The organism is Variovorax sp. RO1, from assembly GCF_002849325.1.
Taxonomy (GTDB): Bacteria; Pseudomonadota; Gammaproteobacteria; order Burkholderiales; family Burkholderiaceae_C; genus Variovorax.
The window spans coordinates 130042-156649 of the sequence record NZ_PKMT01000005.1 but is presented as its reverse complement, the minus strand read 5'-3'; the positions used below and the strand labels follow the sequence as shown (position 1 = coordinate 156649).

Sequence of the window (26608 nt, the reverse complement as noted above, 5' to 3'; positions counted from 1 at the left end):
ATGACACCGGAGACACTTGAAGTCAATGCCAGAAGCTATCGCTGGATGGCCCGTCCGATCGTGGTCGTGTGCGTGGACGGCTGCGAGCCGGCCTACCTCGACGCAGCCATCGAAGCCGGCGTGGCACCGTACATCGCCCGCATGCGCAAGGACGGCGCCGACCTGCTCGCCGACTGCGTCGTGCCCTCGTTCACCAACCCCAACAACCTGTCGATCGTGACCGGCGCACCGCCGGCCGTGCACGGCATCTGCGGCAACTACTTCTTCGACCGCGAGCTGGGTCAGGAAGTGATGATGAACGACCCCAAGTACCTGCGTGCCGGCACCGTGCTGGCCGCGTTTGCCGACGCGGGCGCCAAGCTCGCCGTGATCACCGCCAAGGACAAGCTGCGCAAGCTGCTGGGCCACAAGATGAAGGGCATCTGCTTCTCGTCGGAGAAGTCGGACCAGGTGACGATGGAAGAGAACGGCATCGACAACGTGCTCGACATGGTCGGCATGCCTGTGCCTTCGGTGTACAGCGCCGAACTCTCGGAGTTCGTGTTCGCCGCCGGCGTGAAGCTCATGGAGTCGCAGCGGCCCGACCTGATGTACCTGTCGACCACCGACTACGTGCAGCACAAGGCCGCACCGGGCAGTCCCGCAGCGAATGCCTTCTACCAAATGATGGACGGCTACCTCGCGCAACTCGACGCACTCGGCGCCACCATCGTGCTCACGGCCGACCACGGCATGAACGACAAGCACGGTGCCGATGGTTCGCCCAACGTCATCTATCTGCAGGACGTGCTCGACAGCTGGTACGGCGCTGAAACGGCCCGCGTGATCCTGCCGATCACCGATCCGTATGTGGTGCACCACGGCGCGCTCGGTTCCTTCGCCACGGTGTACGCACCCGACGAAGCCAGCGTGCCGGGCTGGATCGAGCGCATCAAGGGCATCCCGGGCATGGAGCTCGTGCTCTCGCGCAAGGAAGCCGCGCAGCGTTTCGAGCTGCCGCCCGACCGCATCGGCGACATCGTGGTCGTCAGCGAGCAGAGCACCGTCATCGGTACCGCTGCCAGCCGCCACGACCTCTCGGCACTCGAAGTGCCGCTGCGCTCGCACGGCGGCGTGTCCGAGCAGAAGGTGCCGCTGATCTGCAACCGCCCGGTCGAAGGCATTGCCGCCGGCCGCCGGCTGCGCAACTTCGACGCGCTCGACCTCGCCCTGAACCACGCACGCTGACATTGCACGGAGCACCCATGAGCCAAGCCATCCTGAAGCCAGGCACTGTCCACCGCGAAGCCTTGCGCATCGCCGGCGAGAAAGTCCACCGCGACCGCACCATCGACGTCACCTACCCGTACACTGGCGAGGTGATCGCCACCGTGCCCAAGGCCACGCTGGACGACGTGCGCAATGCCCTGCGCATCGCCCGCGACTACAAGCCCACGCTCACACGCTACGAGCGCTACAAGATCCTCATGCGCGCCGGCGAGATCATCGCGTCGCGCCTGGATGAAATGTCGCGCACCATCACGCTCGAGTCGGGCCTGTCGCGCAAGGACTCGCTGTACGAAGTGGGCCGCGCCTCCGACGTGCTGCTGTTCGCCGCCAACCAGGCACTGGTGGACGACGGCCAGGTGTTCTCGTGCGACCTCACGCACCACGGCAAGAGCCGCAAGGTCTACACGATGCGCGAGCCGCTCTTGGGCGCCATCACCGCCATCACGCCGTTCAACCACCCGCTGAACCAGGTGATCCACAAGGTCGCGCCGGCCATTGCGACCAACAACCGCATCGTGCTCAAGCCCAGCGAGAAGACGCCGCTCACGGCCTTCCTGCTGGCCGACATCCTGTACGAGGCAGGCCTGCCACCGCAGATGCTGTCGGTGCTCACGGGCGACCCGAAGGAGATCGCCGACGAGCTGCTGACCAATGCCGACGTCGACCTCGTCACCTTCACCGGCGGCGTGCCCATCGGCAAGTACATCGCGGGCAAGGCCACCTACAAGCGCCAGATCCTGGAGCTGGGTGGCAACGACCCGATCATCGTGATGGAAGACGCGGACATCGAAGAAGCGGCCACGCTCGCTGCCAATGGTTCTTACAAGAACTCGGGCCAGCGTTGCACGGCAGTCAAACGCATGCTGGTGCACGAGTCGGTCGCGGATCAGTTCGTCGAACTCCTGGTCGCCAAGACCAAGGCGCTGAAGTACGGCGACCCGATGGACCCCGACACCGACATGGGCACCGTGATCGATGAGGCGGCTGCCAAGCAGTTCGAAGCGGTCGTCAACGAAGCCATCGCAGCCGGCGCCAAGCTCCTGTACGGCAACGAACGCCGTGGCGCGCTGTATTCGCCCACCGTGCTCGACCACGTCGACCCCGAGATGACCGTCGCCAAGCAGGAGACCTTCGGCCCCGTGTCGCCGGTGATCCGCTTCAAGAACATCGACGAGGCGATCCGCATCTCGAACGGCACGGCCTACGGCCTGTCGTCGTCGATCTGCACCAACCGGTTGGACTACATCACGCGCTTCATCCGCGAGCTGAACGTGGGCAGTGTCAATGTGCGCGAGGTGCCGGGCTACCGCCTGGAGCTCACGCCCTTCGGCGGCATCAAGGACTCGGGCCTGGGCTACAAGGAAGGCGTGCTCGAAGCGATGAAGAGCTTCACCAACACCAAGACCTACTCGCTGCCCTGGTAACCATGAGCCTCAGCATCCCCGACATCGTCGGCCTCTTCGAGACCAAGGGCCATGCGCAGTACGACGGCGAGCCGGTCACGCAGCTGGAGCATGCGCTGCAGTCGGCACACCTGGCCGAGCAGGAGGGGGCGGACAGCGCGCTGATCGCCGCCTCCCTGCTGCACGACCTGGGCCACCTGCTGCACGACTTCGGCGGCACGCCGACGCAGCAGGGGCTGGACGACCTGCATCAGTACCGCTGCCTGCCGTTTTTGCGCGCGCTGTTCGGCCCGGCCACGCTGGAGCCGATCAGGCTGCATGTGGACGCCAAGCGCTTTCTGTGTGCGCGCGTGCCCGGCTACCTGGAGGCGCTGTCGGCCGACTCGAAGCGCAGCCTGCAACTGCAGGGCGGCGTCTTCGACGAGGCGCAGGCCCAGGCCTTCGAGGCCCTGCCGTACGCGATGGATGCAGTGCGCCTGCGGCAGTGGGACGACACGGCCAAGATGGCCGATGCCGACATGCCCGGCCTCGCACACTTCGTGCGCCATCTCGAAATCAGTTCCGCCGAGCACCGGCAAGCCCTCAACGCCTAAGGCACACGGATGCGCCCCTTCTGGATCGAACAAGCGCTCTTCAACGACGGCGATCTGGCCCCGGCGCTGCAAGGTGAAACCACCGCCGACGTCTGCATCGTCGGGGGTGGCTTCACCGGCCTGTGGACAGCCATTCAGGCCAAGCTGCAGGCGCCCGCGCTCGACATCGTCATTCTCGAAAGCGACCTCTGCGGTGCCGGGGCAAGCGGGCGCAACGGCGGTTGCCTGCTCACCTGGTCGGCCAAGTTCCTGACGCTGCGGCGGCTGTTCGGCGAAGACGAGGCGGTGCGCCTCGTGAAGGCGTCGGAAGCGGCGGTGCAGCACATCGCCGACTTCTGCGCCGCGCACGGCATCGACGCCGAGCTGCGGCGCGACGGCACGCTCTACACCGCGACCTCGCAGGCGCAGATCGGCACGCTCGATCCGATGATGCAGGCGCTGGAGGCGCGCGGCATCCATTCGTACCACGCGCTGCCGCCCGATGAGGTGGCGCGGCGCTCGGGCTCGGCGCGCAACCTGGCCGGCGTCTACTCGCCGATTGCCGCCACCGTGCACCCGGGCAAGCTGGTGCGCGGGCTGCGCCGCGTGGCGCTGGCCATGGGCATTCGCATCCACGAGCGCACGCCGATGCTCGACTTCAGCACCGACCAGCCCGTGGTGGTGCGCACGCCCACCGGGCGCGTGCGCGCGAAGAAACTGGTGCTTGCAATGAATGCGTGGATGGCCAGCCGCTTCCCGCAGTTCGAGCGGACCATCGCCATCGTGTCGAGCGACATGATCATCACCGAGCGCTGCCCCGATCTGCTGCAGCAGATCGGCCTGACCGACGGCGTGTCGGTGCTCGACTCGCGCACCTTCGTGTACTACTACCGCAGCACGGTCGACGGTCGCATCATGCTGGGCAAGGGCGGCAACACCTTCGCGTGGGGCGGCCGCATGGCCAAGGTGTTCGACGAGCGCTCGCCGTACGAGGCCGAGCTCACGCAGGCCCTGCATTCCTTCTTCCCCGCGTTGAGCAACACGCCGATCACCGCGAGCTGGAACGGTCCGTCCGACCGCTCGGTGACGGGCTTCCCGTTCTTCGGCAAGCTCGATGGCGCGCCGCACATCTACTACGGCTTCGGCTACTCGGGCAACGGGGTGGGGCCGACCTACATGGGCGGGCAGATCCTGTCGTCGCTGGTGCTCGACCAGGACAACGCATGGACGCGCAGCCCGATCACGGCAGGGCCGCTGGGATACTTTCCGCCGGAGCCGATGCGCTATGTGGGCTCGATCGTCGTGCGCAACGCGATCCGCCGCAAGGAACGTGCTGAGGATGAGGACCGCCAGCCGTGGCTGGTGGACCGCATGCTCAGCAAGCTGGCGAATGCCGCAGGCAAGGCTGATAAAGCCTGACCTGCGGATGCCGCTATATCAGCGGTTCGACGGGAACGAGAACATCGTCCCTTCACGCACGCCGGCCGAAGGCCAGCGCTGCGTGACGGTCTTGCGCTTGGTGTAGAAGCGCACGGCGTCGGGGCCGTAGGCGTGCAGGTCGCCGAACAGCGAACGCTTCCAGCCGCCGAACGAGTGGTACGCCACGGGCACCGGCAGCGGCACGTTGATGCCGACCATGCCGACCTGGATGTTGTCGCTGAACCAGCGCGCGGCCTCGCCGTCGCGCGTGAAGATGCAGGTGCCGTTGCCGTACTCGTGCGCGTCGATCAGGTCCATCGCCTCTTGCAGCGTCTTCACGCGCACCACGCCGAGCACCGGGCCGAAGATCTCTTCCTGGTAGATCGTCATGCCGGGCTTCACGTGATCGAACAGGCAGGCGCCGAGGTAGTAGCCGCCTTCGTGGCCTTCGACCTGGATGCCGCGGCCGTCGACCACCAGCTTGGCGCCGGCGGCCACGCCCGCGTCGACGAAGGCCTTGACCTTCTCGAAGTGCGGCTGGGTGACCAGCGGGCCCATGTCGTTGCCGTTGTCGGTGCCGGGGCCGACCTTCATCTTGGCGATTTCGACCTTCAGGCCTTCGACCACCGCGTCGGCCGTGGCATCGCCCACGGCCACCACCAGCGGAATCGCCATGCAGCGCTCGCCGCACGAGCCGTAGGCCGCGCCCATGAGCGCGCTCACGGCGTTGCCGATGTCGGCATCGGGCATCACCACCGCGTGGTTCTTGGCGCCGCCGAGCGCCTGCACGCGCTTGCCGTGGGCCGTGCCCGTGGTGTAGATGTATTCAGCGATGGGCGTCGAGCCCACGAAGCTCACGGCCTTCACGCGGCGGTCGGTCAGGAGCGTGTCGACCGCTTCCTTGTCGCCGTTGACCACGTTCAGCACGCCCGGCGGCAGGCCGGCCTGCAGCGCGAGTTCGGCCATGAACAGCGTGGAGGAGGGCGTGCGCTCCGAGGGCTTCAGCACGAAGGTGTTGCCGCAGGCCACGGCCATCGGCCACATCCACAGCGGCACCATGACGGGGAAGTTGAACGGCGTGATGCCGGCCGCCACGCCCATCGCCTGGAACTCGCTCCACGAGTCGATCGACGGGCCGACGTTCTTGCTGTGCTCGCCCTTGAGCAGCTCGGGCACGTAGCTGGCGTACTCGACGTTCTCGATGCCGCGCTGCAGCTCGCCGTGCGCGTCGGCCAGCACCTTGCCGTGCTCGGCGGTGATCAGCGCGGCGATGGTGTCGGCGTTTTCTTCGAGCAGCGTCTTCAGGCGGCTCATCACGCGGGCGCGCTTCAGCGGCGGCGTGTTGCGCCAGGCCGGGAAGGCGGCCTGCGCCGCGGCGATGGCCTGCTCGACCGTGAGCTTGTCGGCGAGCGCGACGCTCTTGGCCGACAGGCCGGTGGCGGGGTCGAACACCGGCTGCACGCGGCTGCCGCCGCCGACGTGCTTGCCGTCGATGAAGTGGCCGATGGTGGCGGTGACGTTCTTGTCGTGTTGCATGTCTTGGTATCTCGAAAGGGATTCAGGCGGTTTCTGCGAGGGCGTCAGAGAGGGCGTTGACCATGCGGTCGATCTCGGCCTTCTCGGAAATGAACGGCGGTGCGAGCTGGATCGTGTCGCCGCCGTAGCGCACGTAGAAGCCCTTCTTCCAGCAGTTCATCGCGATCTCGTAGGGGCGGCGTGCGGGCTCGCCCGGCAGCGCGGCGATGGTGATGCCGGCGGCGAGGCCGTAGTTGCGGATGTCGGCGACGTGCTTGCTGCCCTTCAGGCTGTGCACGGCGTTCTCGAAGTGCGGGGCCAGCGTCTGCACGCGGCCGATCATGTCTTCCTTCTGCAGCACGTCGAGCGCGGCGATGCCGGCGGCGCAGGCCACGGGGTGCGCGCCGTAGGTGTAGCCGTGCGGGAACTCGAGCATGTACTCGGGGCCGCCGGCCGCCATGAAGGTGTCGTAGATGTCCTTGTTGGCCACCACGGCGCCCAGCGGCTGCGCGCCGTTGGTGACCTGCTTGGCGATGTTCATGATGTCGGGCGTGACGCCGAAGGCATCGGCGCCCGTGAGCGCGCCGCAGCGGCCGAACCCGGTAATCACTTCGTCAAAAATCAGCAGGATGTTGTGCGCCGTGCAGATGTCGCGCAGGCGTTTCAGGTAGCCCTTCGGCGGAATCACCACGCCGGCCGAACCGGCAAAGGGCTCGACGATCACGGCCGCGATGGTCGAGGCGTCGTGCAGCGCAATGAGGTCGAGCAGGCGGTCGGCCAGCTCGGCGCCGTTCTCGGGCATGCCGCGCGTGAAGGCGTTGGCCGCCAGCTGCGTGTGCGGCAGGTGGTCGGCCTCGATGCCCTGGCCGAACAGCTTGCGGTTGGCCGCGATGCCGCCCACCGAGATGCCGCCGTAGTTCACGCCGTGGTAGCCCTTCTCGCGGCCGATCAAGCGCGTCTTGCCGGCCTGGCCCTTGGTGCGCCAGTAGGCGCGCGCCATCTTCAGCGAGGTGTCGGCGGCTTCGGAGCCCGAGCCGGTGAAGAACACGTAGTCCAAGCCGGCGGGCGTCAGTTCCTTGATCTTGTTGGCCAGCTCGAACGAGAGCGGGTGGCCGAACTGGAACGCGGGCGAGTAGTCGAGCTTGGCGATCTGGCGGCTCACCGCCTCGGTGATCTCGGGGCGGCCGTGGCCCAGGCCCGAGCACCACAGGCCCGAGAGGCCGTCGAAGATCTTGCGGCCGTCGTTGTCGGTGAAGTAGGCGCCTTTTGCCTCCACGATGATCCGCGGATCGGCCTTGAAGTTGCGGTTGCCGGTGTAGGGCATCCAGTGCGCCTCGAGCCAGGCGGCGTCGGTGCGCGCAGTGGGCGTGGGTTCGATGGCGGGTGTGGCGAGGGTCATGGCGCATCCCGCGCAGGGCGGGCTCCGGGGGGTGAAGGGATGTGCCGATTGTTCGCAGAGCCTTCAGTGTGGAGAATGGCGCAATATCAATGTTCACTTGACGATCCATGCAAGTAAAGGCCAAGGCCTCGCCCGCCACCGAAACCAGTGCCCAGGGCACCCGCAACCGCGCCGTGCTGGGGCAGCTCAGCGACATGGATTTACGCCTGCTCAAGGTGTTCAAGAGCGTGGTCGACTGCGGCGGCATGGCGGCGGCCGAGTTGGAGCTGAACATCGGCACCTCCACCGTGAGCCGCCACGTGAAAGACCTGGAAACGCGCCTGGGCCTCGTGCTGTGCCGGCGCGGCCGGGCAGGCTTTGCGCTCACGGCCGAGGGCCAGCGCGTGTACGACGAGACGCTGCGGCTGCTGGCCTCGGTCGACGCCTTCCGCGGCAGCATCGACGACATCCACAACCGCATGGGCGGGCAGCTGGAGGTGGCGCTGTTCGACAAGACCGCGACCAACCCGAAGGCGCGCATCGGCGAGGCCATTGCGCGCTTCACCGAGATCGCGCCCGAGGTGAACCTGGCGGTGCACGTGGGTTCGATCAACGCCATCGAACAGGGCGTGCTGGAGGGCAACTTCCAGATCGGCATCATCCCGGCGCACCGCAGCTCGAAGAGCCTGGTCTACGCCGACCTGTTCGACGAAACCATGCTGCTGTACTGCGGCAAAGGGCACCCGCTGTTCGACAGCCCGCACGGCAAGCTCACGTGGTCGAAGCTCGGCGAGCACCATTTCGCGGGGTTGGGGTATCACTCGCCGAACATGGAGCTGAGCCACCGGGCGAGGTTGTCGCGCAAGGCGACCGGGTTCGACCAGGAGGCGATTGCGACGCTGATTCTGTCGGGGCGCTTCCTGGGCTTTCTGCCCGACCACTACGCGCAAGTGTTCGAGCAGCGCGGGCTGATGAAGGCGGTGCTGCCGGCGCGCTTCAACTATGCGTGCCGGTTCGTGAGCCTGCTGCGGCGCTCGCCGAAGCCTTCACGGGCGGTGTTGGCGTTTCAGGCGTGTTTGGAGCAGGCGCATGGCGGTGCGAAGAAGATCTGAAGGTACAGAAACCATCCAAGATGACCGAAAAACCCCTGCGTATTCGCACTGCACTTGTGTCGGAACACCGGGCACTCGAAGACTTGCAGCGGCGCGCATCGCTCGCGAACCCTGGCGATCGCGAGGCGATTCAGTCCGAACCGGGCGCCATCGAACTGCCGCCTGCCCAGATCGTCGATGGCCGGGTGTTCGTGGCAGAGTTCCATGGTGCGATGGCTGGATTCGCTGTCGTGCTGCCCAACGACGACGGCAGCGCCGAACTCGATGGATTGTTCGTCGAGCCCGAGGCATGGCGTCGCGGCATCGGCAAGGCATTGGTCGCGCACTGTGTCGAGCTTTCCCGGCGCCAGGGTGCGTCGGCACTCCACGTCACCGGCAATCCGCACGCCGGGTCGTTCTACCTTCGCTGCGGATTCGAGGCGAACGGCACCGTCGCCGTGCGCTTCGGCAGGGCCGAGCGGTTTCGCAAGGTCTTCTAGACCTTTGTGGTGCTATCGCTGCCCGCTGGGCAGCAACAAATGCTTCGCCCCGATGTACGCTTCCATCTCATGCATGTGGTGCTCCGCATCCACCATGTGCTCGGCCATCAGCCGCCGCTCCTCGTCCGCATGGCCACCAGTAGCTGCGTGTGGTAGTCCACGTCGGGCTCGCTGAAGCGTCCAGGGGCGGTGCCGGCGCTTCAAGGGTGGCTTGAGCGGGCGCACAAATAACGCGCCAGTCGTGGACGCACTGCCGTTAATTTTCCACATTCACACGAACTGTCCTGCTCGCCCCGCTGTGGGGTGACGCTTGTTTGCAGTGCACGTTGTGCACGAGTCGCAAACTTTGGAAGCGAGGGGGCGGTGCCGCTGGCGAGACTGCCCAAGTCGCTTTTACAAAGGACGGCGATGAGAAGTTTCAGAAATCTGCTGCGAGGAGGACTTGCGTGGGGAGGAATTGCGCTGATTGGCCTTTCCTTCCTGGCTCCCAAATATGAGACTTCACCCCAACGTTCCAGCGAGACGCTCGTAGACATTCGCCTGAGCGCTTCGGGCGAACTACTTCTCCTGCGCACGAAAGAGCACGACTATGAGTTTTCGTTGCCTCAAAATCGCCTGAGCGAAATGCCAGCCCCCTCAGAGACGGCTTCGTTTTGGCTCTTGTTCGACAACCCAGACCATGTGACTTTCGGCCTGTTGAGTGTTGCACCAGACGGTGCGGCCTCTGCAAACGTCGAGATTCAGTTTGGAGGGTATGACTCTGGGCTGCCCGAAACGAAAACCATACTTTCAGAAGAAATGCGGGAGCACTTGAAAGAGTTAGGATTTTCTCCTTCCAACCGCAACGTGATTGGCGATTTTGAGCCTCCCCTCTATATGGTGTGGAGACGCGATCTTGTCGGGAGGCAGTACCCAGTTCTCAGCAGGAGCTCAGATGCGGGGAGGGTGATAGAGAGTTGGTGTTGCTCCTCCGTGAATTACATTGAAATAACGGAAGACGATCAGGCCAAACTGGCCCGCAATAGCCGCATCAATTTCGTGCTCGCCCCGCTGCACGAGATCAGGGACGCAATTCAAGATTTGCTTCGTGTTCCGTTTCTGCTCATCCTTTGGCTCATGGGTTTTCGATCAGGGGCGTAAGGATCTGAACGCCAGAAATTCTGGCTTCATGCGCTGTTCCCATGCGTGAATGCATCATGTGAAAGTACGGAGTGTGTCGTCCTCATAGATGAATTCTTCACGTTCACTGGAGCTGCTTGCTCGATATCGCGCGGGGTGACCATTGTTCGCAGTCGCACGTCCTGGCTCGCAGCAGAATTTTGGATCGCCAACTTCCAGCTACTCCAGATCTCATGAAAGCACTTCTGATACTTGCCTGCACCGCAATCGGAATTCTTGTCGGCTATGCCATCAGCGATGGCTTTGGAGGTGGCCCAAGCGTTGCTACGGCGGTGAACGGCTTGTTCACGCTGATCCTCATGGCGGCAGGTGGTGGGATCGGCCTTGCAGTCGGCGCGGTGATCGCACTCATCCTCTGGTCCAACGAGCGCGAGGCTTCTGCCCGCCAAGATTCATCAGACCCGGAATAACGCACGCCGGCACGGAGATCTCGGCGCGCGTTGGACGCGGTGTCTCTGTGTCTGAGCTACAGCTACTCGCTAGGCAACAGCAGATGCTTTGCTCCGATGTGTTCAGCCATCCGCCGCTGCACCTCGTTCGCGTCTTCCTTGGAGTGGGCCGTCAGCAACTGCGCGGGGTGGTCCACATCGGTCTCATTGAAGCCTTCACGGCCAGTGCGGGCGCTTCAGGAGTGCCTTGAACGGGCGCACAAATAGCGAGCCCGTCGCATTGCGTCTGGGCGCAGGGCATCAATTCCCCACATTCATACGTGCTTTACCCCCATCGAACTGATGACCCTTCCGCAAGAACAATCTCCACTTTTCCATTCGAAAACAACTCCCTCGCTCGGCAGTCAAGCTTCCGCCATCGCTTTCTACGCGTGGATGGCCTACCTGCCCATACTGACCTTGTTTCTGGGGTCGGCCACGCCATCCGGTGGGGCCGTCTATGCCGCCTCGGCGGGGTTGTCAGTCATCGCCGTAGCCGGGTTTGGACTGGGTCTTGTCGCGGCAATGGCGCTGGGACTCGGCACCAAGACATTGGGTGTCAGCGTAGCTGGCTTGCTCTTCGGCTTGCCACTTTGCCTTGTCGTACATACCGTCTTGGCTGGAGCGACGCACTCTTCAAGCGCGCAGAGAGCGTGGCGAAACGAGCATGAGGAGATCTCGGGCATCGCCGCGCTCTTGGTGGCCGATGACCGCAAGCAGTTGAGCAAAGTATTGGCGATGCGGGGGATATGGTCGAAACCAGCGTTGGCATGCGAGTTGGTGCGACTCAAGATCGAGCGCTACTCGTCGCAATTGGAAGCTCGCCCCGCAATACACGGGGCCGAGATGCTGCTGTTTGCCGAACTTTCGATCCAAACCAGCCTTCCGCTGGAAGAAAAGCAGGCGTTGATGTTTGTTGTGTTGACGCTGTTGGGCGAACGAGAAGTCGGGAACACGCAATTTCTACGCAAGTGGCTTGAGCTGTGGCGCCAAGCAACGTCGAGTGACGGAACAACGCGCACTATCGACGGCACGTGGCGACTCAGTGAATACCGGCGCGATTGCTCTTGGGGAAATCCAGTGGCCGTTGCCGAACTGGCTTTCGCTACATGGAAAGACCGTGGCATCGTGGCGTGGTTGGATGCAGGTTTCACGTTCACACCAGCGCAGTTTCGCGAGGTGCTCAAGGTGGTCGAATCTGCCGAGGTACTTGAGCGCGCTGCGGCTTCTGGCGTCGACGTGCGTGCGATTCCCCCTCGTAACCCAAGAATGGCGTTTGAACCTTCGCCCCTTGCCTTGCGCGCAGATGCCTGGTCCGTGCAATTGGGCGGAAGTGGCGCTCTGGAGGAGATGGTGAAACTGGCGACGGTGCTTGCGAGTCTGTCCACAAAGGAGGCCCGAGCGGAAGCTTGCAAGGTATTCGCGAAGAACGAGATCTCACGTCAAGCGACGCTGAGAAAGCCGAATGATCCCGGCGCTTCCCTCAGCGGGATCAAGCCCGAAATTTCTTCAAGAGCCAAGACTGCCGCAGCTCTTGAGGCCGCCCTCTGCCAAGGGTAAAAAAAGAAGCAAGGATGATGCGCGTCCGAGGTTTCTACTTCCGTAGTTTTTAGCCCCCGTCACCGCTGCCCGCTCGGCAGCAACAAATGCTTCGCCCCGATGTGCGCCTCCATCTCATGCATGTGGTGCTCCGCATCCACCATGTGCTCCGCCATCAGCCGCCGCACCTCGTCCGCATCTTCCTTGCGGTAGGCCGCCAGCAGTTGCGTGTGGTAGTCCACGTTGGTCTCGCCGAAGTGGTGGTGGTCCAGCGCCTTCTTGTAGACGACGAGGTCGCGCAGCAGGTCGTTGAGAAAGCGGCACATGAAGGACAGCACCGGGTTGGGGCAGGCCTCGGCCAGCATCGTGTGAAAGGCCAGTTCGGCCTCGCGCTGCGTGCGCAGCTCGTCTTCGTTCGTGGGCTCGATGGTGCACAGGCGCACGTTCTCTTCGAGCCTTGTGAAGTGTTCGGGCGTGAGCCGCCCGACCACGCTCACGGCCAGCTCAGGCTCCAGCGCCTTGCGCAACTGGTAGATGTGATGGCCGTCGAGGTGATGAAAGTGCAGGAAGTTGCGCAGCGGTTCCGACGCGTGGTCGACCGACACCTGCTGCAGGTACGCGCCGCCGCCGGGGCCGGTGCGGATCGAGATCAGCCCGCGCACCTCGAGCGCCTTCAGCGCCTCGCGCACCGTGCTCTTCGAATAACCGAAGAGCTCGATCAGTTCCTTCTCGTTCGGTAGCCGGTCGCCTGGCTGCTTGCGCTCGGCAACGATCCATCGCTTGACGTCTTCGACGATGACGTCCGAGAGCTTTTGCCGCTTCGGAGGGTTGTGCCCCACTCTCATCAAAACGCTCCATCCATGCACATCGGGAGATGCGCGGGATGCGCAACAGCGCGCGATCTTAACGGCGTCATCGGCAGGGTCGGGTTGGGTTGGGGCACGGGGCTTGCTAGCGGGTTTTTACCAGCATATTAATCCTATTTATCCGCTTAAATTGCCGGCGATCGCAGGCACTGTGTTTTCTTCCCCCACTTTCCACACCTCACGACCGGAGAACCCCATGCAACGCAGACAACTCCTTCAGCTCGCCGCCCTGTCGGCCGCCCCGGCCTCGCTCCTGATGAACCGCTCGGCCATCGCCCAGGCCACCGACGTGATCCGCTTCGGTGCACCGGTGCCCATGTCGGGTGCCTTCGCAGCCAACGGCAAGTTCGCCGACCTGGGCACGAAGCTGGCGATCGAGCAGTACGGCAAGGTGCTGAACCGCCCGCTGGCCTACACGCTGCTCGACACCGAAGGCAAGCCGGCCACCGCCGTGCGCAAGGTGCAGGAAGCCTCGCAGCAGCAGGGCGCCAAGTTCTTCGCGGGCGGCATCCTGTCGTCGGAAGCGCTGGCCATGGGCAAGGAGGCCGAGAAGGCCGGCGGCCTGTTCATCACCACCGCAGGCGCCGACGAGATCACCGGCAAAGACTGCAACCCCGCCACCTTCCGCTGGTCGGTGCCCACCTTCGGTGCCATCGAGCAGACGGTGCGCCCGCTGATCGCGTCGATGCCCAAGGCCAAGCGCTGGTACACGATCACGCCGCAGTACGTGTTCGGCGACGGCCTCTTGAGCGCCGCCAAGACCATCTTCCAGGAGAAGGGCATCGAGCACGTGGGCAACAGCTACCACTCGCTCAACGACAAGGAGTTCAGCGGCTACCTCACCAACGCGATGGCCGCCAAGCCCGACGTGCTGCTGCTGCTGAACTTCGGCGCGCAGTCGTCGGCCGCGCTGCGCCAGGCGGTGAGCTTCGGCATGCACAAGAACATGACGATCCTCATGGCCTGGGCTTCGGGCCTGGAGCAGTTCGACGAGCTGGGCGCCGACCTGTGCGACGGCGTCTACTTCGGTGCGCAGTACTGGCACACGGTCGACACGCCGCTCAACAAGGACCTGGTGAAGCGCACCGCCGACAAGCTGAAGATCGTGCCCAACTACAGCCTGGCCGGTTCGTACATCTGCACCAAGATCCTCATCGACGGCATCGTGAAAGCCGGCACGGTCGACCAGAAGGCCGTGATCGCCGCGCTCGAAGGCATGAAGTTCGACGGTCTCACGGGCGTGGAAGAAATCCGCAAGGCCGACCACCAGGTCATCAAGGACTACTACCTGCTCAAGGGCAAGGCGAAGTCGAAGATGGCCAACCCGGCCGACTACGTCGACGTGATCAGTTCCGGCAAGTCCTTCCTGCCCGTCGACAAGACCGGCTGCAAGCTGGCCTGACGCCGCCCGGCTTCGCGCCGCGCTCGCGCCCGCATCGTTTGCGGCGCGGGCAGGGCGTGGGCCGCCTGCACGTTTGCCACCCCCACGACACCTATGTCCGTCTACCTGCTCCAGACCATCAACGGAATCGGCATCGGCATGCTGTATTTCCTGCTGGCCGTTGGCTTGTCCATCGTGTTCGGCCTGCTGCGCTTCGTGAACTTCGCGCACGGCGCTTTCTATCTGCTGGGCGCCTACCTGTGCTTCCAGGCCATGCAGTGGGGCCTGAACTTCTGGGCCGCGCTCGTGCTGGTGCCGCTGTTCGTCGGCGCGCTCGGCTGGCTGGCCGAGAAGCTGCTGCTGCGCCGCGTGTACGCCAAGCCGCACGAGTTCCACATCCTCGTGACCGTGGGCCTGGCGCTCGCGGTGCAAGAGATCGTCATCGTGTTCTGGGGCCCGCTGGGCAACAGCGTGCCCACGCCCGACCTGCTGCAGGGCGTGGTGATGTGGGGCAGCTTCATCTACCCGAAGTACCGGCTCTTCGTGATCGGCTTCACCGCCGTGCTCGCGGTGCTGCTGTGGTGGGTGCTCGAAGGCACGCGCCTGGGCAGCGCGGTGCGTGCGGGCAGCGAATCGACCGAGATGGTCTCGCTGCTGGGCATCAACGTGTTCCGCGTGTTCAGCCTGGTGTTCGCGCTCGGCGCGGCCACGGCGGCGCTGGCCGGCGTGCTGGCCGCGCCCATCCGCGGGGCCGAGCCCTTCATGGGCGTCGAGGCGCTGGGCGTGGCCTTCGTGGTCGTGGTGATCGGCGGGCTCGGCAGCTTCAGCGGTGCGCTGGTCGGCGGCGTGCTGATCGGCATCGTGCAAAGCCTCATGAGCACCATCTGGCCGCCGGGGGCGAGCCTGATGATCTACATCGCGATGGGCGCCGTGCTGCTGCTGCGCCCGCATGGCCTGCTCGGCCGCAGAGGATGACCGCCGCCATGCCAAAGAAATACACCTTCCTGCTGGCGCTGATCGTCGCGCTCGCGCTGCCGCTGTTCATGCGCTCGGGCTCGCTCGCGAGCGAAGTGCTCATCTACGCGCTCGCGGCGTTGGGCTGCAACCTGCTGCTGGGCTACACGGGGTTGCTCTCGTTCGGCCAGGGCATCTTCTTCGGGCTGGGCAGCTACACCATCGCGATCCTGCTCACGCGGCTGCAACTGCCGATGCCGTTGGCATTGCTTGCCGCCATCGGCATGGGCGCGCTGGGCGCGGCGGTGGTCGGCTGGGTCGCCATCCGCCAGCGCGGCACCTACTTCGTGATGCTCACGCTGGCCTTCGCGCAGATGTTCTATTTCGTGGCCTACACGGCCTCGGGGCTCACGGGCGGCGACAACGGCCTGCTCGACGTGCCGCGCCCGGCCTTCATGGACACGCCGTGGAAGTACTACGCCTTCGTGGCGGTGATCTTCCTCATCGCGTTCGCGCTGCTGCTCAAGGTGACCGATTCGGTCTTCGGCCGCACGCTGCTCGCCATCCGCGACAACGAGGACCGCGCCGCCGCCGTGGGCTACGACCTCAAGCGCTTCAAGCTGCTGGCCTTCGTGATCTCGGGTGCCGTCACCGGCTTGGCCGGTGGGCTGCACGCGATGATGACCGGCATCGCGCCGCTGTCGAACGCCGAGTACCACACGAGCGAGATGATCCTGGTCATCACCGTGATCGGCGGCACCGGCAACCTGTTTGCCTCGGTGCTCGGTTCGGCCTTCTACGTGCTGCTGGCCGACTGGCTTTCCACGCTGTGGCCGCGCTGGTTGTTGCTGCTGGGCCTGCTGCTGATCGGCGTGAGCATCGGTATGCAGCGCGGCCTCTGGGGCCTGGGCGAAAGCGCCTGGCGCCGGGTGTTCCGCAAGACGTCGCCTGCGGACAAGGCGCCGCTGGCACAGGGAGAAAAAGCATGAGCGACATCCTCATCGAAGCCATCGGCGTCACCAAGCACTACGGCAAGTTCGCCGCGCTCGGCGGCGTCGACCTGAAGATCAAGCGCAACACCGTGCACTCGGTGATCGGCCCGAACGGCGCGGGCAAGACCACGCTGTTCCACATGCTCACGGGCACCGGCACCACCACGGGTGGGCGCATCGTGTTCGACGGCCACGACGTGACGCGCGAGCCCGACCACAAGCGCGTGCAGCGCGGCATGGCGCGCTCGTTCCAGGTCACGAGCCTGTTCCCCAGCCTGTCGGTGCGCGAGAACCTGCGCGTGGCGGCGCAGGGCATTGCGCCGCGCCAGGCCATGAACTGCTGGCGCGCTCCGATCGGCGAGCGCGCCTGTGCCGACACCGTGGCCGAGGTGCTCGCGCGCGTCGGCCTCGAACGGCTGGCCGACACGGCCGCCAGCGTGCTCTCGCACGGCCAGCAGCGCCGCCTCGAAGTGGGCATGGCGCTGGCTGCGAAGCCCAAGGCCATCTTCCTGGACGAGCCGACCTCGGGCATGGGCATCGACGACCTCGACGAGATGAAGCACCTCATCCGCAGTCTGCGCGATGCGCACACCGTGGTGCTGATCGAGCACAACATGAACATCGTGATGGACATCTCCGACACCGTGACCGTCATGCAATTGGGCCGTGTGCTGGCCGAGGGGCTGCCGGGCGACATCCGGTCCGACGCGCGTGTGCGCACGGCGTACCTGGGCAACATGATCACCGGAGGCAAGGCATGAGCGCGGCGAACATCCTCGAAGTCGACGGCCTGCACGCGCACTACGGCAAGAGCCATGTGCTGCAGGGCGTGTCGTTCACGGTGGGCGAGGCCGAGCTGGTCACGCTGCTGGGCCGCAACGGCGCGGGCAAGTCGACCACGCTCAAGAGCATTGCCGGTGCCGTCGCGCCCACGGGCGGGCGCGTGCGCTTCCAGGGCGCCGACATCGCGGGCCAGCCGCCGCACCGCATCGCCACGCGCGGCGTGTGCCTGGTGCCCGAGCACCGCGGCATCTTCAAGCTGCTCACGGTGGAAGAGAACCTGCTGCTCGGCCTGCGGCGCGATTCGCCCTGGCAGCTGGCCGACATCTACCGCATCTTTCCGCGCCTGAAGGAGCGCAGGCGCAACGGCGGCGGGCAGCTGTCGGGCGGCGAGCAGCAGATGCTGGCCATCGGCCGCGCGCTCATGAACCACCCGCGCCTGCTGATCCTCGACGAGCCCGTGGAAGGCCTCGCACCGGTGATCGTGGAAGAGATCGTCGCGCAGCTCAAGACCATCAAGGCCGCGGGCGTGGCCATCCTCCTGGTCGAGCAGAACCTCGAGGTCTGCGTGCAGCTGGCCGACCGCCACTACATCGTGGAGCAGGGCGTGATCGTGCACGAGGCTGGCAATGCCGCTTTCATGGCCGATCACGACGTGAAAGACCGCTATCTCGGCGTCGGGCTTGCCTGATCCGCCCTCCATTCGTCGCAAAAATCATGAACACAACGAACGAACTTTCCACCGCGCCGGACGTGCGCGCGCTGCGCGTGAACGGCCAGCGCCTCTGGGACTCGCTGATGCAGCTCGCGCAGCTCGGCGCCACCGAGAAGGGCGGCGTGTGCCGCATCGCGCTCACCGACCTCGATCGACAAGGCCGCGACCTCTTCACGCGCTGGGCGCGCGAGGCCGGCTGCGAGGTGCGCGTGGACGCCATCGGCAACATCTTCGCGCGCCGCGCGGGCCGCAACAACGCGCTGCCACCCATCACCACCGGCAGCCACATCGACACGCAGCCCACGGGCGGCAAGTTCGACGGCAACTACGGCGTGCTCGCGGGGCTCGAGGTGCTGCGCGCGCTGAACGATGCGGGCATCGAAACCGAAGCACCGCTCGAAGTGGCGGTGTGGACCAACGAGGAAGGCTCGCGCTTCGTGCCCGTGATGATGGGCTCCGGCGTGTTCGCGGGCGCCTTCACGCTCGAACACGCACTCGCGCAGCGCGACACCGAAGGCGTGAGCGTGGCCGACGCGCTCTCGGCCATCGGCTATGCCGGCGCCGTGCCCGCCTCGGCGGTGTCATCGCCGGTCGGTGCGTACTTCGAAGCGCACATCGAACAGGGCCCGGTGCTCGAAGCCAACGAGCGCGTCATCGGCGTGGTCGAGGGCGCGCTGGGCCAGCGCTGGTACGACGTGGTGGTGCAGGGCATGGAAGCCCATGCCGGTCCCACGCCGATGGAGCTGCGAAAAGATGCGTTGCTGGCCGCCTCCGAACTCGTGGTCGAAGTGAACCGCATCGCGCTCGCACACGCGCCGCACGGGCGCGGTACGGTCGGCTGGATCGACAACTACCCGAACTCGCGCAACGTGATCCCGGGCCGCGTGAAGCTCAGCGTCGACCTGCGCGCGGCCGACGACGTGGTGCTGTCGGCCATGGACGCGGCGCTGAAAGAAGCCGTGCAGCGCATCGCCACCAAGGGCAAGGTCGAGGCAACGGTCGAGCAGGTCGTGTACTTCCCGCCGCAGCCGTTCACGCCCGCACTGGTGTCGGCCGTGCGCGAGGCTGCACAAGACCAGGGCATGACGTGGATGAACGTGATCAGCGGCGCCGGCCACGACGCGGTGTACCTCGCACGCGTGTGCCCCGCGGCGATGATCTTCGTGCCCTGCCTGGACGGCATCAGCCACAACGAGATCGAAGACGCGCAGCCCGACCACCTCGAAGCCGGCTGCAACGTGCTGCTGCAGGCGATGCTGCAGAGCGCGGGAGTGGCCGCGTGAAGGCGGCGCTTCGCCGCATCGGCCTTCACTGCGTCCTGGCGATGGGCGTGGTCGCGGCGTCGACGGCGGCCCTGGCGGCTGGAGAGCCGATCCTGGTCGGGCAGTCTGCGGTGCTCACCGGCCCGTTCACGCCAAACAGCCTCGCGTTCATGGAAGGCCAGACGCTGTTCCTCGACCAGCTGAACAAGGCGGGCGGCGTCGGTGGCCGGCCCGTCAGGATGATCACCTACGACGACGCCTACATCCCCGAGAAGGCAGCGGCCAATGCCGAGAAGCTGCTCGGCACGGACCGCGTCGTCTGCCTGTTCGCAACCATGGGCACGGGCATCGGCGCGGCCATGGTGCCGGTGGCGGCGAAGTACGACAGCTTCATCTTCGGCGGGCTGACCGGCGCGGCGGTGCTGCGCGGGCCGAAGGTGCCGATCTACCACGTGCGGGAGTCGTATGCCGACGAGGTCTCGCGTGTGATGAAGCACCTGACGACCGTGGGCCTGACGCGCATCGCCATCGTCTCCAGCGACGACGCCTACGGCAAGGGCATCGAGAAGGATGCGTTGGCCGCGCTTGAGAAAAGCAAGCAGCCTGCGCTGCTGTCGCTGCGCTTCGATCCGAAGGAAAAGGACCATCCCGCCATCGCGCAGCAGGTGATCGCGAGCGGGGCGCAGGCGGTGTACGTCATCGCGGCCGGCACGCCGGCCATCAACATCATCCGCTCGCTGGTGGCCGCGCCCATCCATCCGCAGATCTACACGAACTCGGTGGCGAGCTCGTTCCTTCTGTACAAGGAACTCGGCGACAGGAGCCGCGGCATCGTGCTGTCGCAGGTGGTGCCGCCGTTCTGGAAGACGCGCTTTCCCATCGTCGACGAATACCAGCGCGCGAGGAAGGCCGCCGGCAGCGAAGGCGAAGGCTCCTACCTGGGGCTGGAGGGCTACATCACGGCCAAGGCCTTTGCGGAATCGCTGCAGCGCGTGAAGGGGCCGATCACCACCGAATCGCTGCGCCGCAGCATCGAGAACTCTCCGCCCATGAACCTGAATGGCTTCACGGTCGCGTTCCGTCCCGACAACCGCAACGGCTCCAGCTTCGGCGACATCACCATGCTGGGAAGCTCCGGAAAGTTTGCCCAATGAAAGTCCTGATCGCCCGTCTCAACCACGAGACCAACACCTTCTCGCCCGTGCCCACGCCGCTCGCGGCCTTCGGTCCCGACGGCCCGACCTTCGGTGCGCAGGCCTACACCGACAACAAGGGCATGCGCACCGCGATGTCGGCCTTCATCGACCTGGCCGAAGCCGTGGGCGCCGAGGTCGTCACGCCGGTGTCGGCCTCGGCCAACCCCAGCGGGCCGGTCGATGCGCAGGCCTACACCACGCTCACACAATGCATCGTCGATGCGGCGCCGGGTTGCGACGCGATCCTGCTCGACCTGCACGGCGCGATGGTGGCGCAGAACAGCACCGACGGCGAAGGCGATCTGCTGGTGCGCCTGCGCGCCGCGGCGCCCGGCGTGCCGATCGGCGTGGCGCTGGACCTGCATGCCAACGTGACGCCCGCGATGGTGGAGAACGCCGACGTGATCGTCGGCTTCAAGACCTACCCGCACGTCGACATGTACGAGACCGGCGAGCACGCCGGCCGCCTGCTGTTCGACCTGCTGGCCAAGCGCAGCCAGCCGCACATGCGCTGGCGACAGCTGCCGCTGATGGCGCACACGCTGCGCAGCGCCTCGTTCACCGGCGCGATGCAGCGGGCCATCGAGGCCGCGCGCGCGGCGGAGGAATCCGAGTCGCTGGCGGTGTCGATTCTGGCGGGCTTCTCGCTGTCGGACATCACGGCGCCGTGCATGAGCGTGATCGTGGTCGACGCCCAATCGCCCGCGCGCGCGCAGGCCACGGCCGACCGCATCGCGGCGCAGATGTGGGCCGAGCGCGAAGCCTTCATCTACCGCAGCGAGCCGCTGGCCGCATCGGTAGCGCGCGCGAAGCTCATCGCCGGCGGTGCGACGCGTCCGGTGCTGCTGCTCGACCACGGCGACAACTGCATGTCGGGCGGAAGCTGTGACACGATGGACGTGCTGCAGGAGGCGCTGGCGCAGGGCCTGGACGGCATCGGCGTCGGGCCGTTGTGCGACCCCGAGGCGGTGGCCGCGCTGGTCGCGGCGGGCGAGGGCGCCGAGGTGACGGTGGCGCTGGGCAACAAGGTGTCGCTGGAAGGCATCGGCCTCACGAAGACGCCGGTGCAACTGACCGGCGTCGTGCGCACGGTCAGTGACGGCGAGTACGTGATCACCGGCCCCACCTACACCGGCCAGCGCAGCAGCATGGGCCGCACGGTGCTGTTCGACATCGGCGCGGCACGCATCGTCGTCACCGAGCGCACGCAGGAGCCGTGGGACATCGGCGTGTTCGAGTGCGCCGGGCTCGACCCGCGCCAAGAGCGCTTCCTGCTGCTGAAGTCGCGCATGTACTGCCGACCGGTGTTCGAGCCGCTGTCGGCGGCGCTGGTGGAGTGCGACAGCCCGGGCGTGACCAGCTCGGACTACAGCCTGTTCCCGTTCAGCCAGGTGCGCCGGCCGGTGTTCCCGCTCGATGCGAACGCGACGATGGACGTGCCTGCATAACCTGTCACGTCATCGACGCGCGGCGCGTGCCCCGCGACCATTCCTTCACCCCGCGCTGTTGCGGGTCGAACCCTCGAAAGGAACAGTCGCCATGAACACCGCCGCCTCCGACGCCCATGCCATCGCCACCGGCTACATCGCCGTCTGGAACGAGACCGACGCCGCGCGCCGCGCCGCACTCATCGAAACCGGCTGGACCGCCGACGCCCGCTATGTCGACCCGATGGCGCAGGCCAGCGGCCGCGAGCAGATCAGCGCGCTGGTCGGCGCGGTGCACCAGCGCTATCCGGGCTTTCGCTTCCACCTGCTCGGCAAGGCCGAGGCGCACGGCGACAACCTGCGCTTCTCGTGGACGCTGGGCCCGAGCGGCGCCGACGACCTGATCCAGGGCACCGACTTTGCGCAGGTCGACGCAGGCAAGCTGCGCGTGGTGACGGGCTTTCTCGACAAGGTGCCCGTGGGCGCGTGAAGGGATTGGGTCAGTCGCCCGTGGGCCGACCGCGCCAGAGCTTGCGGTAGACCGTGGCGCGGCTGATGCCCAACGTGCGCGCTGCTTCGGCCACATTGCCGCGCGCATCGTTCACCGCCTTGCGGATCAGCGCGGTTTCCACGTCGCGCAGGCGGGGGCGGCCGTCGGTCGCGGTGCCGGGCATACCGGGCACGTCGCCATGCTCGCTGCCGCCGCGCTGGGCCCGCACCTGCACCCGCAGGCCCGACCACAGCGGCACCTCGAGCGTTGCGTCGCCGCGCCGGGCGGCGTCGAACATCATGTGCAGCGGCAGCGCGAACAGGTCGTTGAAATGCAGGCCCCCCGCATGGCAGGCCAGCGGCTGGTGCAGCATCTGCCGCGCCGCCGCGTTGGCGCCGGTGACGTGGCCGGCCGCGTCGATGCACAGCAGGCCTTCGGTGGTCTCGCTGCTCGGGCAACCGGGCCAGAGCAGCCGCAGCAGCAGCTCGCAGGGCTCGCGCTGCACCAGCAGGTTCTCGATGCTGCGCGCCGACATGGTGGCCAGGTGGCGCAGCTCGGGCCGCTCGACCACCTGCACGCCCGTGAGGTCGAGCATGCCGATGCAGTCGCCCCGCGGGCCGAAGAGCGGGGCGCCGGCGCAGCTGTACACACTGGTGTCGTCAAAGAAGTGTTCACCGCGGTGCAGCCACACCGATTCCTGTTCGGCCAGCGCCGTGCCGATGGCGCTGGTGCCGATGGCGTTTTCGGACAGGTCGACGCCCACGCGCCCGATGTCGCGTGCGTAGCGGGCGGCGGGGTCGGTGCCGTCGGGCAGGGTGCCCACGTCGACCACGATGCCGCGGGCGTCGGTCAGGATGGCGAAATAGCGAGTGTCGGCAATGGCGCGCGAGAGCCGCTCGATCACCGGACGCGCCGCCGTGACCAGGGCCTTGTTGCATTCCGTGACATCGCGGCTGGCGGTGCGGCTCACGGGTTCGAAGCTCACGCGCTGCTGGGGCCGGCGGCCGGCCTCAAGGCAGCGCTGCCACGAGCGGGTGATGCCCGGATCGACCCGCGCCGCGGCGCGCGGACGCGGGCCGTCGCTTTCGATCAGCTCACGGCGCGCCTGCGCAATGGCCAATGAACGCTCGATGGGAGGCGGGGCGGCGGAAGCGGACATCATCGTGAGGATTCTTCTTCGCGCGGGGAGGGCGGGTGGCTTTTCCGGGCTCGCCGGACGACAAGCTGTTTCATTTTGAGAATTTCCCGCGGTCTGTGCAAGTGTCAAGGGTTTTTGCCTAGGATAGTGCGAAAGAGCGGCATCCAAGATGACCCGCTGAACCAGCCATCACCTTCCACGGAGACAGCCACATGCAGGTCGCTTTCAAGGTCAACGGCCGCCCGGTCACGGTCGACGCCCCACCGAACACCTTCCTTGTGCACGCGATCCGCGAGCACCTCCACCTCACCGGAACCCACGTCGGCTGCGACACCGCCCAGTGCGGCGCCTGCACGGTCCACCTGAACGGCCGCGCGGTCAAGTCGTGCAACATCCTGGTCGCGCAGGCGGCCGGCGCCGACGTCACCACCATCGAGGGCATTGCCGAAGCCGACGGCACCATGCACCCCATGCAGGCGGCCTTCAAGGAATGCCACGGCCTGCAGTGCGGTTTCTGCACCCCGGGCATGGTCATGAGCGCCATCGACCTGTGCACCCACCACCCCAAGTCGAGCGAATCGGAAATCCGCGAGCTGCTCGAGGGCAACCTGTGCCGCTGCACGGGCTACCAGAACATCGTGAAGGCCGTGAAGATGGGTGGCGAGGCCATGGCCTCGGGCACCCCGGTCAAGACCACCGTCGCAGCCTGAAAGGGAGCCGCATCATGGGTGCTTCCGACTTCTCCAACCTGCCGCACATCGGCGAGGCCCTGCGGCGCAAGGAAGACTATCGCTTCCTGACCGGCGCGGGCAACTACACCGACGACATCACGCTGGCCAACCAGAGCCATGCGGTCTTCGTGCGCTCGCCGCACGCCCACGCCACGATCAAGTCGATCGACATCACCGAGGCCTCGAAGATGCCCGGCGTGGTCGGCATCTTCAGCGGCAAGGACATCGAAGGAAAGATGGGCGGGCTGCCCTGCGGCTGGCTCATCAACAACCCCGACGGCACCCCCATGAAGGAGCCGATGCACCCGATCCTCGCGATCAAGAAGGTGCGCTACGTGGGCGACCACGTGGCCATGGTGGTGGCCGAGACGGTCGAGCAGGCCAAGAATGCGGCCGAGGCCGTGGTGGTCGACTACGACGTGCTGCCCGCACTCGTGAGCGTGGCCGACGCGGCCAAGAAGACCGGCAGCACCACGCTGCACGACGAAGCGCCCGACAACCAGTGCTACAAGTGGGTGCTCGGCGACAAGGCGGCGGTCGACAACGTGTTCACCACGGCGGCGCACGTCACGAAGCTCGACCTCGTCAACAACCGGCTGATTCCCAACCCGATCGAGCCGCGCGTGGCCATCGGCAGCTACAGCCGCGGCACCGACGACTACACGCTCTACGTGTCGAACCAGAACCCGCACGTCGAACGGCTCTTGATGACGGCCTTCGTGCTGGGCCTGCCCGAACACAAGGTGCGCGTGATCGCACCCGACGTGGGTGGTGGCTTCGGCTCCAAGATCTTCCTGTATGCGGAAGACGTGTGCCTGACCTGGGCGGCCAAGCAGCTCAACCGCAACATCAAGTGGACGGCAGAGCGCTCGGAGTGCTTCCTGTCCGATGCGCACGGCCGCGACCACGTGAGCCACGCCGAAATGGCGATGGACAAGGACGGCAAGTTCCTCGCCATGCGCGTGCACACCGACGCCAACCTCGGCGCCTACCTGTCGACCTTCTCGACCGCGGTGCCGACCATCCTGTACGCCACGCTGCTCGCCGGCCAGTACACGACGCCGCAGATCTACGTCGAGGTCGATGCCTGGTTCACCAACACCTCGCCGGTCGATGCGTACCGCGGGGCCGGGCGGCCCGAGGCCACCTACCTGCTGGAACGCCTGGTGTCGCGCTGCGCCTGGGAAATGAACCTGGGCCAGGACGAGATCCGCAAGCGCAACTTCATCACCAGCTTCCCGTACCAGACGCCCGTGGCGCTGCAGTACGACACCGGCGACTTCCATGCCTGCATGGACAAGGCGCGGGTGCTGGCCGAGGTTGACGGCTACGCCGCGCGCAAGGCGGCGACCGAAGCCAAGGGCAAGCTGCGCGGCATGGGCTATTCGAGCTACATCGAGGCCTGCGGCATCGCGCCGTCGAACATCGCGGGCGCGCTCGGTGCGCGCGCGGGCCTGTTCGAATGCGGCGAGATCCGCGTGCACCCGACCGGCAGCGTGACGGTGTTCACCGGCTCGCACAGCCACGGCCAGGGCCATGAAACCACCTTCGCGCAGGTCGTGGCGGCGCGCCTCGGTATCCCGGTCGACAACGTCGATGTGGTGCACGGCGACACCGGCCGCGTGCCCTTCGGCATGGGCACTTACGGTTCGCGTTCCATCTCGGTGGGCGGCGCGGCCATCATGAAGGCGCTCGACAAGATCGAGACCAAGGCCAAGAAGATCGCCGCGCACCTGATGGAGGCGAGCGACGCCGACATCGAGTTCGCCAACGGCGAATTCACGGTCAAGGGCACCGACAAGACGATCCCGTTCGGTCAGGTGGCGCTCACGGCCTACGTGCCGCACAACTACCCGCTCGACAAGCTCGAGCCCGGCCTGAACGAAACCGCCTTCTACGACCCGACCAACTTCACCTTCCCGGGTGGCACCTACATCTGCGAGGTCGAAATCGACAAGGAGACCGGCGAAGTGAAGGTCGACCGCTTCACCGCGGTGGACGATTTCGGCACCATCATCAATCCGATGATCGTCGAGGGCCAGGTGCACGGCGGGCTGGTGCAGGGCATCGGCCAGGCACTGCTCGAGAACTGCGTCTACGACAACGAAACCGGCCAGCTGCTCACCGGCAGCTTCATGGACTACGCCATGCCGCGCGCCGCCGACTTTCCGCAGTTCAAGCTCGACACCGTCTGCACCCCGTGCACCCACAACCCGCTGGGCACCAAGGGCTGCGGCGAGGCGGGCGCCATCGGTTCGCCGCCGGCCGTCATCAACGCCGTGCTCGATGCGCTGGCGCCGCTGGGCGTCAAGGATTTCGACATGCCCGCTTCGTCCAGCCGCGTCTGGGAAGCGATGCAAGCCGCCGCCAAGCCCTGAACCGA

General features: G+C 66.2%; 24 protein-coding genes. 20 read left to right on the top strand and 4 right to left on the bottom strand.

Annotated features, from left to right (window positions below):
* The 4 genes from phnA to CY658_RS23790 are packed head-to-tail and all read left to right on the top strand — an operon-like array spanning position 1 to position 4663.
* Complete coding sequence (phnA, locus tag CY658_RS23805) at positions 1-1227, top strand: phosphonoacetate hydrolase (RefSeq protein ID WP_101492538.1); 1227 nt, start codon at positions 1-3, stop codon at positions 1225-1227.
* A gap of 17 nt (positions 1228-1244) precedes the next feature.
* The gene (phnY, locus tag CY658_RS23800) at positions 1245-2693 is read left to right on the top strand and encodes a phosphonoacetaldehyde dehydrogenase (protein ID WP_101492537.1); all 1449 of its coding nucleotides are present in this window, start codon (positions 1245-1247) and stop codon (positions 2691-2693) included.
* A gap of 2 nt (positions 2694-2695) precedes the next feature.
* Positions 2696-3265 carry a phosphonate degradation HD-domain oxygenase gene (locus tag CY658_RS23795; protein WP_101492536.1) on the top strand — a complete coding sequence of 190 codons (570 nt, stop codon included), beginning with the start codon at positions 2696-2698 and terminating at the stop codon, positions 3263-3265.
* A gap of 9 nt (positions 3266-3274) precedes the next feature.
* Positions 3275-4663: an FAD-dependent oxidoreductase gene (locus CY658_RS23790; RefSeq protein ID WP_101492535.1), complete on the top strand. Its 1389-nt coding sequence runs from the start codon at positions 3275-3277 to the stop codon at positions 4661-4663.
* 18 nt (positions 4664-4681) lie between these two features.
* Here the strand turns inward: CY658_RS23790 and CY658_RS23785 are convergent, their stop codons facing one another.
* Both CY658_RS23785 and CY658_RS23780 read right to left on the bottom strand, forming a co-directional pair.
* On the bottom strand, positions 4682-6199 hold the full coding sequence (locus CY658_RS23785) for a CoA-acylating methylmalonate-semialdehyde dehydrogenase (RefSeq protein ID WP_099795888.1): 1518 nt from the start codon (positions 6197-6199) through the stop codon (positions 4682-4684).
* A 22-nt stretch (positions 6200-6221) separates the two neighbouring features.
* Positions 6222-7577: an aspartate aminotransferase family protein gene (locus CY658_RS23780; RefSeq protein ID WP_099795889.1), complete on the bottom strand. Its 1356-nt coding sequence runs from the start codon at positions 7575-7577 to the stop codon at positions 6222-6224.
* A 107-nt stretch (positions 7578-7684) separates the two neighbouring features.
* On the opposite strand from CY658_RS23780, the gene CY658_RS23775 reads away from it, so the two are divergent.
* From CY658_RS23775 to CY658_RS23755, 5 genes are all read left to right on the top strand, one after another.
* Positions 7685-8668 carry a LysR family transcriptional regulator gene (locus CY658_RS23775; RefSeq protein WP_101492534.1) on the top strand — a complete coding sequence of 328 codons (984 nt, stop codon included), beginning with the start codon at positions 7685-7687 and terminating at the stop codon, positions 8666-8668.
* 20 nt (positions 8669-8688) lie between these two features.
* On the top strand, positions 8689-9147 hold the full coding sequence (locus tag CY658_RS23770; RefSeq protein WP_101492533.1) for a GNAT family N-acetyltransferase: 459 nt from the start codon (positions 8689-8691) through the stop codon (positions 9145-9147).
* A gap of 408 nt (positions 9148-9555) precedes the next feature.
* A complete protein-coding gene (locus CY658_RS32550) occupies positions 9556-10287 on the top strand; it encodes a hypothetical protein (RefSeq protein WP_143713780.1) in 732 nt (243 codons plus the stop codon).
* A gap of 212 nt (positions 10288-10499) precedes the next feature.
* The gene (locus tag CY658_RS32545; RefSeq protein ID WP_143713778.1) at positions 10500-10736 is read left to right on the top strand and encodes a hypothetical protein; all 237 of its coding nucleotides are present in this window, start codon (positions 10500-10502) and stop codon (positions 10734-10736) included.
* A 321-nt stretch (positions 10737-11057) separates the two neighbouring features.
* Complete coding sequence (locus CY658_RS23755) at positions 11058-12314, top strand: hypothetical protein (RefSeq protein ID WP_101492531.1); 1257 nt, start codon at positions 11058-11060, stop codon at positions 12312-12314.
* Between the two features lie 59 nt (positions 12315-12373).
* Here CY658_RS23755 and CY658_RS23750 read toward each other — a convergent pair whose 3' ends face one another.
* Positions 12374-13138, bottom strand: coding sequence for a FadR/GntR family transcriptional regulator (locus CY658_RS23750; RefSeq protein WP_099795891.1), 765 nt, complete (start codon positions 13136-13138; stop codon positions 12374-12376).
* A gap of 217 nt (positions 13139-13355) precedes the next feature.
* Here CY658_RS23750 and CY658_RS23745 point away from each other — a divergent pair, with 217 nt between their 5' ends.
* The 9 genes from CY658_RS23745 (at position 13356) to CY658_RS23705 (ending at position 22356) form a co-directional block, all read left to right on the top strand.
* Complete coding sequence (locus CY658_RS23745; protein ID WP_101492530.1) at positions 13356-14561, top strand: ABC transporter substrate-binding protein; 1206 nt, start codon at positions 13356-13358, stop codon at positions 14559-14561.
* A gap of 93 nt (positions 14562-14654) precedes the next feature.
* Positions 14655-15515, top strand: a complete 861-nt coding sequence (locus tag CY658_RS23740) for a branched-chain amino acid ABC transporter permease (protein WP_099795893.1) — start codon at positions 14655-14657, stop codon at positions 15513-15515.
* An 8-nt stretch (positions 15516-15523) separates the two neighbouring features.
* Positions 15524-16483, top strand: coding sequence for a branched-chain amino acid ABC transporter permease (locus tag CY658_RS23735; RefSeq protein WP_101492774.1), 960 nt, complete (start codon positions 15524-15526; stop codon positions 16481-16483).
* The gene (locus tag CY658_RS23730) at positions 16480-17247 is read left to right on the top strand and encodes an ABC transporter ATP-binding protein (RefSeq protein ID WP_101492529.1); all 768 of its coding nucleotides are present in this window, start codon (positions 16480-16482) and stop codon (positions 17245-17247) included. Before CY658_RS23735 ends, CY658_RS23730 begins: the two co-directional genes overlap by 4 nt.
* Positions 17244-17957: an ABC transporter ATP-binding protein gene (locus tag CY658_RS23725; RefSeq protein WP_101492528.1), complete on the top strand. Its 714-nt coding sequence runs from the start codon at positions 17244-17246 to the stop codon at positions 17955-17957. Before CY658_RS23730 ends, CY658_RS23725 begins: the two co-directional genes overlap by 4 nt.
* Positions 17958-17983: 26 nt before the next feature.
* Positions 17984-19264: a Zn-dependent hydrolase gene (locus CY658_RS23720; RefSeq protein WP_101492527.1), complete on the top strand. Its 1281-nt coding sequence runs from the start codon at positions 17984-17986 to the stop codon at positions 19262-19264.
* Complete coding sequence (locus tag CY658_RS23715) at positions 19261-20397, top strand: ABC transporter substrate-binding protein (protein ID WP_101492526.1); 1137 nt, start codon at positions 19261-19263, stop codon at positions 20395-20397. Before CY658_RS23720 ends, CY658_RS23715 begins: the two co-directional genes overlap by 4 nt.
* The gene (locus CY658_RS23710) at positions 20394-21887 is read left to right on the top strand and encodes a M81 family metallopeptidase (protein ID WP_101492525.1); all 1494 of its coding nucleotides are present in this window, start codon (positions 20394-20396) and stop codon (positions 21885-21887) included. The genes CY658_RS23715 and CY658_RS23710 overlap by 4 nt, the downstream gene beginning before the upstream one ends.
* A gap of 91 nt (positions 21888-21978) precedes the next feature.
* A complete protein-coding gene (locus CY658_RS23705; protein WP_101492524.1) occupies positions 21979-22356 on the top strand; it encodes a nuclear transport factor 2 family protein in 378 nt (125 codons plus the stop codon).
* Positions 22357-22366: 10 nt separating this feature from the next.
* Here the strand turns inward: CY658_RS23705 and CY658_RS23700 are convergent, their stop codons facing one another.
* Entirely contained in the window at positions 22367-23515 is a 1149-nt protein-coding gene (locus tag CY658_RS23700; RefSeq protein WP_101492773.1) for a helix-turn-helix domain-containing protein, read from the bottom strand.
* A 191-nt stretch (positions 23516-23706) separates the two neighbouring features.
* Between CY658_RS23700 and CY658_RS23695 the strand changes: the two genes are divergently transcribed.
* Positions 23707-24204, top strand: a complete 498-nt coding sequence (locus CY658_RS23695) for a (2Fe-2S)-binding protein (protein ID WP_099795899.1) — start codon at positions 23707-23709, stop codon at positions 24202-24204.
* 14 nt (positions 24205-24218) lie between these two features.
* Entirely contained in the window at positions 24219-26603 is a 2385-nt protein-coding gene (locus tag CY658_RS23690; RefSeq protein WP_101492523.1) for a xanthine dehydrogenase family protein molybdopterin-binding subunit, read from the top strand.
* Positions 26604-26608: the final 5 nt, after the last annotated feature.